This window comes from Pseudomonas sp. M30-35 (genome assembly GCF_002163625.1).
Lineage (GTDB): Bacteria > Pseudomonadota > Gammaproteobacteria > Pseudomonadales > Pseudomonadaceae > Aquipseudomonas.
The window spans coordinates 1,338,462-1,354,902 of the sequence record NZ_CP020892.1 but is presented as its reverse complement, the minus strand read 5'-3'; the positions used below and the strand labels follow the sequence as shown (position 1 = coordinate 1,354,902).

At 53.7% G+C, this 16,441-nt stretch carries 9 protein-coding genes; all 9 read left to right on the top strand.

What is annotated here, in order from left to right:
• Positions 1–151 precede the first annotated feature (151 nt).
• The gene (locus B9K09_RS06320; RefSeq protein WP_087516006.1) at positions 152–1,159 is read left to right on the top strand and encodes an HAD family phosphatase; all 1,008 of its coding nucleotides are present in this window, start codon (positions 152–154) and stop codon (positions 1,157–1,159) included.
• A gap of 99 nt (positions 1,160–1,258) precedes the next feature.
• Complete coding sequence (locus B9K09_RS06315) at positions 1,259–2,845, top strand: arylsulfatase (RefSeq protein WP_087516005.1); 1,587 nt, start codon at positions 1,259–1,261, stop codon at positions 2,843–2,845.
• A 101-nt stretch (positions 2,846–2,946) separates the two neighbouring features.
• Positions 2,947–5,490 carry a fused MFS/spermidine synthase gene (locus B9K09_RS06310; protein WP_371917437.1) on the top strand — a complete coding sequence of 848 codons (2,544 nt, stop codon included), beginning with the start codon at positions 2,947–2,949 and terminating at the stop codon, positions 5,488–5,490.
• A 300-nt stretch (positions 5,491–5,790) separates the two neighbouring features.
• Positions 5,791–8,328: a penicillin acylase family protein gene (locus tag B9K09_RS06305; RefSeq protein WP_177408644.1), complete on the top strand. Its 2,538-nt coding sequence runs from the start codon at positions 5,791–5,793 to the stop codon at positions 8,326–8,328.
• Positions 8,329–8,748: 420 nt separating this feature from the next.
• Positions 8,749–9,861, top strand: coding sequence for an AI-2E family transporter (locus B9K09_RS06300; RefSeq protein ID WP_087516004.1), 1,113 nt, complete (start codon positions 8,749–8,751; stop codon positions 9,859–9,861).
• 462 nt (positions 9,862–10,323) lie between these two features.
• A complete protein-coding gene (locus B9K09_RS06295) occupies positions 10,324–11,376 on the top strand; it encodes an AraC family transcriptional regulator (RefSeq protein WP_177408643.1) in 1,053 nt (350 codons plus the stop codon).
• Between the two features lie 708 nt (positions 11,377–12,084).
• Positions 12,085–13,509: an aspartate aminotransferase family protein gene (locus B9K09_RS06290; RefSeq protein ID WP_218191983.1), complete on the top strand. Its 1,425-nt coding sequence runs from the start codon at positions 12,085–12,087 to the stop codon at positions 13,507–13,509.
• Between the two features lie 63 nt (positions 13,510–13,572).
• Positions 13,573–15,066 carry an aldehyde dehydrogenase gene (locus B9K09_RS06285; RefSeq protein WP_087516002.1) on the top strand — a complete coding sequence of 498 codons (1,494 nt, stop codon included), beginning with the start codon at positions 13,573–13,575 and terminating at the stop codon, positions 15,064–15,066.
• A 123-nt stretch (positions 15,067–15,189) separates the two neighbouring features.
• A complete protein-coding gene (locus tag B9K09_RS06280; protein WP_087516001.1) occupies positions 15,190–16,374 on the top strand; it encodes a M20 aminoacylase family protein in 1,185 nt (394 codons plus the stop codon).
• The last annotated feature ends 67 nt before the right edge of the window (positions 16,375–16,441 follow it).

Below are 16,441 nucleotides of genomic sequence, written 5' to 3'. Positions count from 1 at the left end.
GACGATAGAACAAGGCAAAAAAAAGCGAAAAAGCGGAGTTTAGTTGGCCTAAATGAGCATTTTGAGCAGTTTTTTAACGCCGTAATATCTAGCGCAGTAGTTTTTCAGCGGTTCCCTAAAAATTTGCTAATTTGAAAACGAGGATGGACCCATGCGTCGATTAATTGCGCAAACTTCATGGCGCGGGCTGGTCGCATTACTGTTGGCTTTACCATTGCTGGCTCAGGCGGCCGATGAATTACCGTCATGGAACGAAGGCCCCTCGCGTCAGGCCATCGTACAGTTTGTTCAGGCGGTCACCAGCGAAGGTAGCAAGGATTATGTGCCTGTTGCCGAGCGCATTGCCGTCTTCGATAACGACGGTACCTTGTGGAGCGAGCAGCCGATGTATTTTCAGCTGTTATTTGCCCTGAGCGAGGTCAAACGCCTGGCGCCACAACACCCTGAATGGAAAACCGAGCAACCATTCAAGGCCGTCCTCGAAAACGACCAAAAGACGCTTGCTGCCAGCGGCATGGAAGGCCTGATGAAGATCGTTGGGGCCACTCACACTGGAATAAGCACAGCCACATTCAATGAAAATGCTCAACGTTGGCTCGCCAGCACCAAACACCCGAAAAGCGCAAAACCATTCACTGAAATGGTGTTTCAACCGATGTTGGAGCTGCTTGATTACCTGCGCGCGAATGGCTTCAAAACCTACATCGTTTCAGGTGGCGAGGTTGAGTTCATGCGCGCCTTCGCTGAGGAAGTCTACGGAATACCACCCGAGCAGGTGATCGGCACAACGTTCGTTACCCAGTTCCAGGATCAGGATGGCAAATACTCGATCTTGCGTGAACCAAAACTGGCGCTTAACGATGACGGCCCAGGCAAACCTGTGAGCATTCAGTCAATCATTGGGCGCCGGCCAATTTTTGCCTTCGGCAATTCTGATGGTGACCTGCAAATGCTGCAGTGGACCACCGCTGCCAGCGGCAAACGCTTTGCAGGCCTGGTCCATCACACCGACGCCAAGCGCGAATGGGCCTATGACCGTGACAGCAAGATCGGCCGCCTCGACAAAGCGCTTGATGCGGCCAAAACCCAAAACTGGACCGTAGTCGATATGGCCAAGGAGTGGAAAAACATCTACCCCTTTGAGGTGGATCAACCTTAGGTCTTTTTTTCAATAAAAAGGCCGGTAACAACCTAGTTCGTGTACTACCCTTTTAAACCGTTGTAGTTGCCAAAACTTGTGCATAAAGGAAATACGAGAATGAGAACCCCTCGAAAATGGATACCGCGAGTTGCACTCGCAATGGCAGCGGCCATCAGTGCCTCAGCCGCAATAGCTGCAGACAAACCTAATATTCTGGTGATATTCGGGGACGATATTGGTCAGACCAATATCAGTGCCTACGGTCAAGGTGTTGTCGGTTATGAAACACCGAACATCGACAAGATTGCCGCGGCCGGCATGAAGTTTACTGATTACTATGCTGAAAACAGCTGCACTGCGGGACGCTCAACCTTCATCACAGGGCAAACCATTTTCCGCACAGGTCTTTCGAAAGTAGGCCTGCCTGGAGTTCCGGTGGGCCTGCAAGGTCGCGATATCACTATCGCCCAGGCACTCAAACCACTTGGCTACGCAACCGGCCAATTTGGTAAGAACCACTTGGGTGACCGTGACGAATTCCTACCGACCAATCATGGTTTCGATGAGTTCTTCGGAAACCTTTACCACCTCAATGCTGAGGAAGAACCTGAACGCGAGCTCTGGCCAAAGGACGATGCTGAATTCGTCAAGGGCGCGTCTCCGCGGGGGGTAATCAAATCCACTGCTGACGGAAAAATCGAAGACACTGGGGCGCTTACCAGCAAGCGCATGGAAACCATTGACGACGATACGACTCAAGCTGCAATCAACTTCATCGAGAAGCAAGCCAAAGCGGACAAGCCGTTTTTCGTGTGGATGAACACCACACGTATGCACTTGTTCACGCACGTACGTGATTCGATGAAAGGCCAGAGCGGGATGCCTGGCAATGAGTACGCTGATGGGATGATCGAACACGACGAAGACGTCGGCATGCTGCTCAAAAAGCTAGATGACCTGAAAATTGCTGATAACACCATTGTGGTTTACACCACAGACAACGGCCCGAACCAGTTCTCTTGGCCGGATGCGGCAACCACGCCATTCCGTAACGAGAAGAACTCCAACTGGGAAGGTGCATACCGAGTACCTGCGATGGTTCGCTGGCCGGGCCATATCAAGCCAGGAACTGTTTCTCGTGAAATGTTCTCCGGACTCGACTGGTTCCCTACACTGCTTGCTGCGGCCGGGGATACTGATATCAAAGAAAGGCTTCTCAAGGGAACCGACGTAGGCGGTAAAAACTTCAAGGTACACCTTGATGGCTATAACCAGTTGGACTACCTGACAGGTAAAACCGACAAGAGCGAACGTAACGAGTTCTATTATTTCAATGATGATACGGACTTGGTTGCCATGCGCTTTGACAACTGGAAAGTCGTTTTCTGTGAGCAGCGCGAGCCCGGCGGAATGAAAGTCTGGAGCGAACCCTTTGTTTGTCTTCGCTTACCGAAGATTTTCAACCTGCGAATGGATCCGTATGAGCGGGCTGATATTGTTTCCGATCAGTACTATGACTTCTTGACCAAGAACGTGTTCATCACCGAGCAAGCAACTCAGCGAGCAGCCAAGTTCTTGCAGACCTTCGTCGACTATCCACCAAGCCAACGTCCGGCGAGCTTTAGCATCGACCAGATTCGTGCGAACGTAGATAAGCAGATCGAAGCGAAGATGAAAGAAGCAGAAGCGGCGAAAAAACAGTGATGTAAAACGTGGCGTCCGCCTGCTTCGGACGCTATCTTAAAAAACCTGCGACGGGGCAACCTGTCGCAGGTTTTCTCATATCAGATAAGGCGCTTTTTTTGATGTCCTCAGCCGCCAGTTCGTCTCGCGCCCGCTCTCGTGGTGCGGTTGCTGATACCCCTCTTGCTCTGCCCATGCTGATTCCCGTGCTGCTGCTGTTTATTTCCGGCTGCGCAGCATTGGTCTATCAGGTGCTTTGGGTTAAACAACTTTCTCTGGTGGTCGGGGTTGAGGTTTATGCAATCACCACTGGCATCAGTGCATTCTTCGCCGGACTTGCCTTAGGCGGTCTGTTTTTTGGCCGTTGGGCCGATCGCTTGAGTCGTCCGATTCAACTTTACGCGGCGCTGGAGCTGCTCGTAGCGATCCTCGGGATTGCAACAACCTACGCCTTATCTCAGTCGGCTGGCCTGTTCGCTCGACTCGAGGACAGCATTGGTCTGTTCGCATGGTTACTACCCTTTTTATTAGTTGGCTTACCCGCGTTTTTCATGGGCGGAACATTACCGGTGCTGGTACGTGCTTTATCTCCGGCTGATGGTCGCCTCGGTGAAGCGGGCGGGCGTCTCTACGCAGGTAATACGGCTGGCGCCATCGCCGGTACACTGCTTGCGGCTTTTTTTCTGATTCCACAACTAGGCGTCAATGGCAGCGCTTACGCTGCGGCCCTGCTTAACCTGCTTGCAGGCGGCGGTGCCTGGCTCGCGCGGCGCAATGATCAAAGGCTGTCCAAGCCTACAATTGCGTCCCCTGCCCCACGTTCAAACACAGCACGCTTGGCCATTGCCTTGTATTGCATCGCCGGTGGCGTAGCACTTGGCTACGAGGTGGTCTGGACTCAATCGATCGTGCCATTCATGAGCACCCGAGCCTTCGCGTTCTCCGTGGTCTTGGCCACCTATCTCACGGGCCTCGTACTTGGCAGTGCGTTATACGCGCGCCGCGCCGATCGCATTGCTGACCCCTGGGGATTATTCGGCCTGTTGATCGCAGCGGCAGGCTTGCTGGCCTTGCTCCAGATTTCCGGCCTCGGTCGCTGGCTGATCATTGCGCAAACCCATGCGGAGGTGATGGTGCTGCAACTGACCGGCAATGCCCTGGCCGGAATGTCCGCACGCTTTGCCGTTGCCGCTCTGTGTGTGGTGTTTTTGCCGACTACCTTGCTCGGCGCAGCCTTTCCGCTGGCGTTGCGCTTAGCGGTCAACAGCAATCACGTCGGCCGAGATGTTGGCGCCGTAGTTGCGCTCAACACCCTCGGCGGCATTGTTGGAGTGGTGCTTACCGGCTTCGTATTGGTACCCGAACTCGGGCTGGTGCGAACCCTGGTTGTGCTGGCTGTAGTCGCAGCATTGATTGGTGCAATAGCAGCCCTCAAAGGCGCGACGGTCGGTAAAGGGATGCGCTTCGCAGTGCTAGCGATAGGCTTGGCCACCCTTATTGGCGGCGTACTGACGCCACCACAGCGGCTTGCCGACCTGCTACCGGGGGCGCGCAACGGCAAAATCGTGTTTTATCAAGAAGGTCGTAGCGGCACGGTCGCGGTGGTCACTCAAGGTCGAGCGGAACGCCAGTTCAATCGCCTATATATCCAAGGCGTTTCCAACACAGGCGATGCGATGCCTTCGCTGCGCTACATGCGCTTGCAAGCCCTGTTGCCACTGCTGATCCATAAAGGGCAACCGCAGTCAGCGCTGGTCATTGGCTTTGGTACAGGCATCACCGTCGGCGCCATGTTGCGATATACCGACTTGAAAAAACCAGTAGTCGCGGAGCTGCTTCCAGAAGTACTTGAAGCCGCGCCACTATTCAGTGGTAACTATAATGCCGCTGAAAACCCGCAACTGGACATTCGTTTACGCGATGGCCGCCGCGAACTGCTACGCAGTGCTGAGCGCTACGACTTGGTCACCCTGGAACCGCCGCCGCCCTCCGCCGCCGGAGTCGTTAATCTTTATTCCCGCGACTTCTATGCTCTGGCTGCCAGTCGCTTGCAACCCGGTGGTTTAGTGGCGCAATGGCTACCGCTGCCCACGCAAAACATCGAAGACAGTCGTTCATTGGTGCGCAGCTTTATCGATGTATTTCCCCATGCCACGTTATGGACAACTGAACTCCACGAGATGCTGTTGATTGGCTCGCTTGAGCCCATGCCGCTATCGGTGCCGGATATTCAGCAACGCTTCGCACGCCCACAAGTCGCCGAGTCATTAAGAGAGGTAGGAATTGACTCGCCAGCGGCATTGCTCGCGACATGGATCACCGACCGCAAAGGCCTTGAGCGTTTTGCAGGCGATGCGCCCGCCGTTACCGACGACCGCCCACGTATTGAGTACGCCCCTTGGGTGCGCTCGAAAGAAATCACCCGTGTATTGCCAGCACTGCTTGAACTGCACAGCGCACCGCCATTGATCGGTGCTGACGACACCTTTCGTGCCGAGGTCGCAAGTAACTGGAAACGCCTGCAGCACTTCTATGCCGCGGGATTGTTTTCCTACCAGCGTGATCGCGAGGGCTGGACCCGCGAAGTTCGCCAACTGCTCAAAACTGACGAGGATAATCCTTATTACCGCTGGTTTCTGGGCATGCCCCAAAGCGGTTCGAACTAATTCTGTTACCCCATCCTCTAACCTGCAGCTAGATCACGCTCTAGCTGCAGGTCTCTTCGCTGTATATCCACACGGGCTTAACTTGATACAACAAGTCTCACCTTGAAGGCAGGTCGGCTGCCGCGCTGCAAACACTGATAATTTTAATCCGGCTATTGCCAGTTACTGCGCCGCTGACTAACTTACGCAGCGCCAACCAAACAGCTCAAACAGCCCGTCACCCGGCCCTCTATGCCTGCTAGGCTTGTGACCATAGCTGAATGAATCATCGACCCGCTCCATCCTTCAGGAGTTAGCTGCATGCAATCGCGTGTGTTTCGTCCAACAACCGTGTTCGGTCTTGCCGCACTCATCAGCGCTGCGCTTACGCTGAGTGGTTGCCAGTCGTTTTTAAGCAGCCGCTACAGTGACAGCGTGCCGCCCGATCAAGGCATCAGCAGCGTTAAAGGTTTGGCCAAAGGCGCGGTTGTCAGACGCAATGCGCTGGGCATGCCACTGATTGAAACCAGCACCCTGCACGATGCAATGTTCACCCTCGGCTACGTGCATGCCGGTGACCGCCTTAGCCAAATGGTTGGCATGCGCCTGCTCGCAGAAGGTCGCCTCTCGGAAATGGTGGGCCCTGGTGCGCTGGAGGTCGACCGACTGATGCGTGCGGTCAATCTCAAGCAAAGTGCTGAACTGCTTTATAAGGGAGCATCGCCGCGCCTGAAGAGAATTTTTGAGGTGTATGCACGCGGGGTGAACGCCTACATGTTCCGCTTCCGTGACAAGCTGCCGATGGATATCGCCGAATCTGGCTATCGTCCCGCGTATTGGAAGCCTGAAGATTCGGCGCTGGTGTTCAGCCTGATCAACTTTGGCTTGTCGGTGAACCTGCAAGAGGAAATCGCCGCACTGGTCATGGCGCAAAAAGTTGGCAGCAACAACCTCGCGTGGCTACTGCCCATTTATCCAGACGAACCGCTGCCGTTTGAGGAAGCCGACAAGCTCAAAGGCCTGAAACTCAGCGGCCAAATTAGCGGATTAAACGCCATCGATTCAGCCGCACAACAAGTGGCTGACACCCGTTTGCTCGGTGTTGCCGCATCCAACAACTGGGCGCTGAGCCCACAAAAGAGTCGCAGCGGTAAGAGTTTGCTGGCCAATGACACACACTTGCCCCTGTCATTGCCGTCAATGTGGAATTTCGTACAAATCCGCGCGCCGAAATATCATGTCGCGGGCGTTTCAATCGCAGGCGTACCTGCGGTGGTTGCAGGTTTCAACGGTAAAGTCGCATGGGGCATGACCATGGTCATGGGCGACAACCAAGACTTGTTCCTGGAGAAAATCAGACGCCAGAACGGCCAGCTTTACTACCTCGCAGATGGCAAGTGGCTGCCTGCTAAACAACGTCAGGAAACCTTCTTCATCAAGGGCCAAAGCCCAATCCGCGAAACTATTTTTGAAACGCGCCATGGCCCGCTGCTCAACTCAGTATTGGGTGAACGCAAGCACCCGCTGCAACCGATACAAATCAGCAGCGGTTACGGCCTGGCATTACAAACAGCGCAATTTGAAACCGACAAAAGCCTCGATGCATTTTTTGACCTGTCGCGTGCGCAGTCAGCGGATCAAGCATCGACCGCCACCCGTGAAATCCGTGCAATACCGTTGAACATTGTATTTGCCGATGCCGAGCATATCGGCTGGCAAGTCACTGGCCGCTTCCCTAATCGCCGTGGCGGCGTTGGCCTGTTGCCCTCACCCGGCTGGAACAGCGAGTACGACTGGGATGGTTATGCAGAACCGATGCTCCATCCCTATGATCAAGACCCACAGCAAGGCTGGATCGCAACCGCCAATAACCGCACTGTGCCGCCCGGCTACGGCATGCAGTTGTCTAACTCATGGCACTACCCGGAACGCGCCGAGCGTATCGCCCAGTTGCTTAACAGCGGTAAGCAAGACCTGCGCAGTATCAAAGCTATGCAGTACGATCAGACCACCTTGTTTGCTGGCAAGCTGCAAGGCATGTTTGCAGCTCCAGGCATGGCCGAGCCGCTGAAACAAGCGATTGATGCAATGGCACCGGGTGATGCTGCCAATGCGCGCAATACCCTTAAACGCCTGATGACGTTCGATGGCAAGTTGGCCGCCAATTCGGCTGACGCGGCCCTGTACAGTGCTTTTTTGCATGAAAGCGCACGGCAAACATTCCTTGATGAACTGGGCCCCGATACCAGCGCGGCATGGAAGGCGTTGGTTGAAACTGCAGGTATATCGTATTCCGCCCAAGCGGATCACTTGCTAGGCCGCGATGACAGTCCGTTCTGGGACGACATCAGCACCCCACAGAAAGAAACCAAGGCCATGATTCTGGCGCGCAGCCTGAGTGCAGCCGCAACCTTCACTCAAAGCAAACTCGGCAGCGACCCTGCAGGCTGGCAATGGGGCAAACTGCACAACTACAACTGGTTAAGCGATAGCAGCAAAATTGCGCCAATGCTCAGCGCCAGCCAGCGCACCCGCTTAAGCGCCATCAGCAGCTACCTTGATCGCGGCCCATACTCTGCTGGCGGCGATCACAGCACCCTGAATGTGTCGGCTTATCACTGGGGCCAGAACTTTGATACCTGGCTGATTCCTGCCATGCGCATTGCTGTCGATTTTGGTCTGGATGAGCCATTTTACGGGGTTAACAGCTCTGGCCAATCGGGTAATCCGGCAAGCGATCACTACGCCGATGGCATTGATGCATGGCTCAGGGGGCAATACATGAGCTTTCCGTTCAAGTCGCAAAATATCGACAAGGTATACGGCAGCAAACGCTTACTGCTGACACCCGGTAAATAACCCTTACTACGGAACCAATTGCGAAAGCACCGTTCAGAGTTAATGGACTTACTCCATGATCATCGTTTAGGGCGCCTTTTGGCGCCCTTTCTTTTACCTGAAATTCATGCGGCCCTCATTGCCTGAGTAACAACCCAAGCAATTCGATGTTGCCCGCCAGTCTGTGCCCGAAAGGCCAGCAGACTAATCCTTATATTTATTGTGACTACCTATCAACCGCCGCCTATCTAAGCTACACGGCTAAATCAGCCTCTGACATACAGCTCGCCATGTTGCTCATGCTATCTCTGGCAAGCGGCTATGCTTTGCTTTACATAAACACGCTTTAGACAACACACGGAAACTCGATATAGGCCGTGATCAAGGCTGCACTTACGCCTACTGCACATATCTTGCTCAGCCACTCAGAAAGGAACTCAAATGTCGCTTACCACACCCCCCGAGCTGCAGTTTTCGCGAACGCTGCTGGATACCTTTATCCGCGCCGCGCTGATCGCGGTTCTGGTTTACGGCTGCTATCAGGTTTTTCATCCATTCCTAAGCATGATGCTGTGGGCATTGATACTCGCCGTTACCCTGTATCCACTGCACCGTATGATTAAAACGCGCTTGGGTAACCGTAACGGCCGTGCAGCGTCACTGCTCGTGGCATTTGCAATTGCTGTGTTACTGGTTCCGGTGTACTTCCTCGGCAGCTCGCTGACTGAATCCGTCCACATCGCAATCGAGACGGTCAAAAGTGGCAGCGTGCACATTCCGCCGCCACCGACATCCGTCGAAAGCTGGCCAGTGATAGGCGGACCGCTTTACAGCTTCTGGGCAAATGCAGCCTCTGACTTAACCGGCGTGCTGCAGAGTGTGGCCCCACACCTAAAAGGCTTCACCCTTGGCCTGCTGAGCAAGCTGGCGGGTGTTGGCGTTGGCTTTCTGGTATTCATCGCTTCACTGGTCATTGCGGGTGTGATTATCACTTACGGCGAAACCGGCCACAAAAGCGCAGTTCGCATTTCGGACCGCATCATCGGCGCTGACCGCAGCCACAGCTTTATTACCCTGTGCACCGCAACTATTCGCGCCGTTGCCCAAGGTGTCATCGGTATTGCCTTTATCCAGATGGTGGTGATTGGCATCGGCTTTATCCTTATGGGTATTCCCGGGGCTGGCTTGCTGGCGATGGTGGTATTACTGCTGGGCATCATGCAGTTGCCTGTGCCTTTGGTCACGATCCCGGTGATCGCCTTTGTGTTCTTCACCGAGGGCGCCACACTGGCCACCATCATATTCGCCATCTACACCTTTATCGGCGGCTTGCTCGACAACATCCTCAAGCCGATGCTGTTGGGCCGCGGGGTTGACGTACCCATGCCGGTGATTCTCATCGGCGCCTTGGGCGGGATGTTGGCGGGCGGTATTATCGGCTTGTTCATTGGTCCAGTCGTGTTAGCCGTTGGCTACAAGCTGTTCTGGCAATGGGTCGATGCCGGTAAGACGCCTGCGGTGCAGACCGAAAACGTTATGCAGGATACGCAGTAAGCGCGGCAAAGCAGCACACACCGTCGCGACTTTGCAGCGGTGTGTGCAGTTGGAGCTCGATGTCACCTCGCCAGGCAAATCGTGGGCTGAACGCGCTCGGGTATTGGTGAGCAGTGGCCAGAGACGAATTACTTAACCCAATGGTGATGGGTGTTAGGCTAGTGAGCGCTTACAGGGTTCCCGCCAAGGATGCCAGTGGCTTGAGCGAACGTAGTTGCGAAACGGGCGCATCTATTCCGTGTAAATATGGAGTCGGTTCGATCGACAGGGCCGTCACTCAGACTCGTGACCACCCACGCATTCGTTTCGTAATGGTCGTGCTGTCTTCGAGACTCCTTTAGCTTCGACGTTCAGAGTGAGGTGTAAAACATGAGAGGGCGGCTCAAAACACCCGGAAGTAAGTCAAAGCTACTCACTAGCACTTCGAATGTAGGCAAATTTGACGAAGATGAACGCATGTCAATGAGTGACCGACTGCTCATGCTACACACCTCCCCGACAAAGATTCCCGCTACCACTCACGTGATTGTTTTGGCGGTGGAAGAGGCCCGGAAGCTCGGGATAGTACCTGCCGCGATCCTGGAGGGAGCACGGTTGCGACTAGATGAATTGGATCTACCGTCGACCGTCATCACCCGAGAGCAGGAACTCAAGGTTTTCAGCAATCTCCAGCTACTCAGTGGAGACAAATCGGTCGGTCTAGAGATCGGTCAACGGGTGCACGTTTCAAGTTTTGGCATACCCGGTTACACGATGCTGGTTAGTCAAAACCTTCGAGTGGCCTTCGCCTGTATGGAGGAGTTCCCCTTGGCGATGGGGCTTTATCACACTGTACGGATCAGGGAGAGTGAAACTGAAACGGCTGTGGTAATCGACAATTATGGCTACTCCTCCGAGTTGGAAGTTATGACCACCGACATGTGTCTCGCCGCTGTGAAAACAGTAGTTGAAGACCTGATGGGATTAAGCACTCTTCCGTCCAGGGTAACTGTGCGTTACACAGCGCCATCAAACGGGCACATGCTTAAGCACCGAGCCTTTTACGGATGCGAAGTGGAATATGGCGCTTCTGAAAATGGCGTCTACTTTCCTCCAAAGGTGTTCGAGAGCAAAGCGCCACTGGCGAACACTGTCAGTTTTCACGCGCTGCATGCTCAGTGCAAGGACTTGGAACGTCAATGGGCAACCAAAGCGTCTGACGATTGTTTTCTTCACGTCAAGCAGCTACTGGAAAGCGACCTTGTTACCTACAGTTCCCTTGCTCACGTATGCGCGGAGCTCTGTTTAACTGAACGAACGTTGCGCCGACGGCTTGATCACCAAGGTTGCTCCTTCCAACATCTGCTCGACCAGGTGAGGCACGATCGTGCATGCCTTTTATTCGGCGAATCAAAAAGTATTGCAAGCATTGCTCAAGAGCTGGGCTACAGCGACACGGTAAGCTTTCGCCATGCTTTCCGACGCTGGACTGGGAAGTCACCAAGTGAGTATCGCGCCGGGCTAGGCGTCCGCTGAGTCGACGACCTCCTTTGGTCAGTCATTAACCGTCCACTCAAGTAGCTGCCGCATGCATGGGTGATCGCCAGGTTATCAAGGTGCTCTGTCCAACCATTTCACGGCAGCGGGATCGCTGCACGCGACAGCCACGCAATTAAGCCCCCCGCCCCCCATTCCCTCACGCTACACAGCCGTTCAGGCTTTCGGGCGGTATTTCACCCGCACCCAATGTCCGAAATTATCTCCAGTGGTGTCCTGATCACCTCTCACGGCAAGGTCAGAACGAGCTCAGAATTGAGCTGAGAAACGATTTTAGCCTTATCTCTCTAACAGCGCTGGTAATTAGCTTGGAGTTGGCCACCACCATGATCAGTTTCGGCGCACTTGTTGGATTCTCTTTTGTAAATCTGTCGGTATGTAAAGTGCTCCAAGCTGAACGGGAAGTCGTACTGCAAGTGGCTATTTTCGATACGGCGCTCTTCCTGCTATTGGCCTAACTCTCACTGTGTGGCTATGGACTAGCTTAACCCGCCAGTCATTTGAAGTAGGCCTGATGTGGCTAGCCATTGGCATGGTCCACTGGCTATGGATAACAAAGGGCTTTACCAAAAAACCACTAAACAACTATTCCGAAAATATTTACTAAATTGATGACCCGCTAACGCCTTGACTCACGCAGTCAAACGCGCGACCAAGACAAGTTTTGTCAAAAAAAGGGACTCGTCCATGAACGATATGAATATTTTAACTCCTAACGAAGCAAAAAATTCTGCGGACACTGAACTTCAGATGTTAGCCAGAAAGCATCTTTTGATGCACTTCACTCACAAAAGCGCCTATGAAGACGCTCCACTGGCCGTGATAAGCCGTGGTGAAGGCGCTTGGCTATGGGACGAGAAAGGCAATAAGTACATGGACGCTCTCGCGGGCCTCTTCTGTGTACAGATCGGCTACAGCCATGGACAGGAAATCGGTGAGGCGGTGAAGCGCCAAATGTGCGACCTACCGTATTACACAAACTGGGGATATGCCCATGAGCCCGCTATTCGGTTGGCGACGAAGGTTGCCGAACTTGCACCAGAAGGTATGGATCGCGTGTTCTTTACATCTAGCGGTTCAGAGTCGAACGAATCAGCGATCAAGCTCGTTCGCCAGTATCATCAGGCAAGGGGCGAGCCTAGCCGAATCAAATTCATTGGTCGGCGCAGCGCCTACCACGGCGTGAGTTATGGTGCGCTTTCTGTGAACGGGATGACCAACTTCCGTAAAGTTTTCGAACCGCTCGTGCCGGGCGCACGTCATGTGTCAAACACCAAGCGTTATCGCCGTCCGGAGAACGAGAGTGAACAGCAGTTTACCCACTTCCTGCTGGAAGAACTCGACTCTTTGATCATCCAAGAGGGCCCCGACACCGTTGCCGGTGTATTCATGGAGCCCATGCAGAGCGCTGGAGGTAGCCTCACTCCGCCTGCCGGCTATTTTGAAGGTGTGCGAGAAATCTGTGATCGCCACGGTGTATTGCTGGTCGCGGATGAGGTGATCTGCGCTTTTGGCCGCCTGGGTGAATGGTTTGCCTCGACCCGATTCAACTTCAAACCTGATGTAATCACATTTGCCAAAGGCATCGCATCTGGCCACGTACCTTTGGGCGGCATGATCACCTGCGACAAGGTTTTCAACACTGTTCTTAATGGCCCACAGCAAATGTATCTGCATGGCCTTACATATGGCGGACACCCCGCTGCTTGCGCTGCAGCCCTGGCCAACTTGGAGATTATGGAGCGTCTTCAAATCAACGAGAACGTTCGCAAAAACGAGGGATATTTCAAGGCTCGCCTCTCCGAACTGCTTGATCACCCGTATGTCGGCGACCTACGCGGTGCTGGCTACCACTATTCCTTGGAAATGGTTTCCAGCAAAGAGACGCGCTCTTGGACAGGCCCGACGAAATCGATCGATTTCGTTCAGAAAAAGCTCGCTCCAGCCCTCGTCGCTGCTGGTGTCCTCTGCCGTAGCGCCGTTGACCATGAAGGCACTCCTCTGATTCAGCTCTCGCCTCCTCTGATTCTGGATCGCACAGAAATTGATTGGCTTGTTGATCAGTTGAAGACCGTTCTGAACGAACAGCTGCGCTCTGACCTTTTCTCCTGACCCAGCTCTCAATCACCAACGCCAGTTATTTGGCTGGCGTTCCAGATATTACAAGGAGGCATTATGAGCATCGCCAGCCGCGCAGATTGGGAAAAGCTCCTAAATACCCTGCAGATCGAGGGCCGGGCCTTTATCAATGGGCAATATGTGGATGCCACACTCGGCGAGACTTTTGAATGTTTAAGTCCAGTCGACGGTCGTTTCCTCGCCAACGTTGCCTGTACCAGAAGCAAAGACGCTGATATCGCAGTAAGCGCCGCGCGTCGAGCATTCGAGTCCGGTATTTGGTGCGATTTGGCGCCTGCCGTACGCAAGCAAGTTCTTATTCGCTTCGCCAATCTCATCGATGCAAATATTGAAGAGCTTGCGCTACTCGAAAGCATGGACATGGGTAAACCCATCTCCGACTCTATTACCTTGGATGTTCCTGGAGCAGCTGAAGCAATTCGGTGGAGCGCTGAGGCCATTGACAAGATCTACGATGAGGTCGCTCCAACGTCTAAAGATCAGTTGTGCCTTGTGACACGCGAGCCAGCAGGTGTTGTAGCCGCAATTGTGCCCTGGAACTTTCCACTGAAGATGGCTAGCTGGAAATTGGGCCCAGCATTGGCTTCAGGTAATTCTGTAATCCTGAAACCGTCGGAAAAATCTCCGCTGACAGCTATTCGAATTGCCCAATTGGCCACCGAAGCTGGCATACCTCCTGGTGTTTTCAACGTCCTACCGGGGTACGGCCATTTGGTTGGCAAGGCTTTAGGACTCCACCCCGACATTGACGTCATTGCCTTCACTGGGTCGACAAAAGTAGCCAAGCAACTTCTTGAATACTCCGGTGCGTCCAACATGAAACGTGTCTGGCTGGAGGCCGGCGGCAAAAGTCCAAACATTGTCTTTGCCGATGCACCTGATCTCGAAAAGGCGGCAAAAGCTGCTGCTCTTGGAATCGCCTTCAACCAAGGAGAGGTCTGCAATGCCGCCTCGCGGCTGCTTGTAGAGGCATCTATCAAGGACAAGTTCATGCCATTGCTGGTTAACGCAATGAAGGACTGGAAGCCAGGCCACGCACTTGACCCTGCCACAAAAGTAGGTGCGATGGTCGACTCGCACCAGCTAGAGACTGTTATAGGCTATATCGAGGCGGGGCAATCGGAAGGCGCTCAATTGATCATTGGGGGGAAACGCACACTCAACGAAACAGGTGGGACTTATCTAGAACCGACCATCTTCGATGGCGTTTCGAACGGTATGCGAATTGCCCGAGAGGAAATTTTCGGCCCCGTCCTGTCGGTCTTGACTTTTGATGGGGCTGAAGAAGCGATACGCATTGCGAACGACTCACCTTATGGGTTGGCGGCTGCGGTTTGGACGAGGGACATATCCAAAGCTCACAAAACCGCTAGAGCTTTGCGTGCAGGAACCGTTGAAATTAACCAGTACTTTGGTGGTGATATGTCCACCCCATTTGGCGGCTTCAAGCAGTCTGGGAACGGTCGTGATAAGTCACTGCATGCCTTTGACAAATACACCGAATTGAAAGCGACCCTCATCGGACTTTAAGCGGTTCTGAGTGCGCCATGGGACGTCGGAGAACATGGTGCACATCACGAGCGAGACCCTAAAAGCCTTAGGCTGTTGGGCATGCCTGTGCCAGCTTGCAGCTACTTTCTTTAGGAACAAAAGATGAACAGCCCAAACGCTTTACCACCTCTTTCTCTGATTACCGACGCGATCGCCTGGCGTAGGGACTTCCATGCCTTTCCTGAGCTCGGATATCAGGAAGAGCGTACTGCTCGACGAGTTGCCGAACTGCTTATGTCGTTCGGTATGGAGGTTTTCGTTGGCATCGGTGGGACAGGAGTCGTTGCCACATTAGAAAACGGGCCGGGGCCTTCAATTGGACTGCGGGCCGATATGGACGCGTTGCCGATGCAGGAGAAGGGAGAGATTGCACACCGGTCTAGCCATATTGGATGCATGCATGCCTGTGGCCATGATGGCCATACCAGTATCTTGCTTGCTACAGCCCGCCACCTGAGTGAAACAGGTGATTTTGTAGGTAAAATCCACTTCATTTTTCAGCCTGCTGAGGAAACAGGAGCCGGAGCTCGAAAAATGATCGAAGATGGTCTCTTCGAGCGCTTCCCAATGGACTACGTGTACGGATTACACAACTGGCCTGGTATTCCCCTGGGCCAACTACAGGTCAATCCAGGTGCCATGATGGCATCGCAGGATATGTTCGATATCACGCTGTATGGCAAGGGGTGCCACGCGGCTATGCCTGATCGCGGTATTGATCCGGTTGTGGTTGCCTGCCAGCTCGTGACCGCACTGCAAAGCCTGGTATCTCGGCGACTATCGCCACTGGACCCGGCTGTGATCAGCGTGACTGCTGTGGAAGCTGGGTCTGCTTACAATGTCATTCCTGACGTAGCGCTCCTTAAGGGGACTGTGCGCTGCTTACAGCCGAGCGTAAGGGAGCATGTACGCGAGCTTATGGCAGAAATGATTAATCACTTGCCGCAAGCATTTGGAGTTACTGGCACTCTGGACTATCGCCCTGGTTATCCCGTCACTCAGAACACTCCTGAAGCTGCCACACGAGTAGCCCAAGTCGCGAGGCAGGTGTTAGGTGAAGACAGTGTTCGTTGGAACGCTCCTCCTTCGATGGCAACTGAGGACTTTTCCTACATGCTGGAGGCTTGCCCAGGAGCTTACTTCTGGTTAGGGGCCGATTGTGAACAACATTCAACCCCGCTTCATAATCCCCATTACGATTTTAATGATGGACTTATTCCATTAGGGGTACGTCTCTTTACAGGTTTAGTGACATCCCACTCTGAGAGCTATTCGGCAAAGAGATAATTTTTCTGAATCTGTAGGTGCTGAAGCAAAGGCGGCCCGCTTGTAGCGGTCTAATCAAACCGGACAC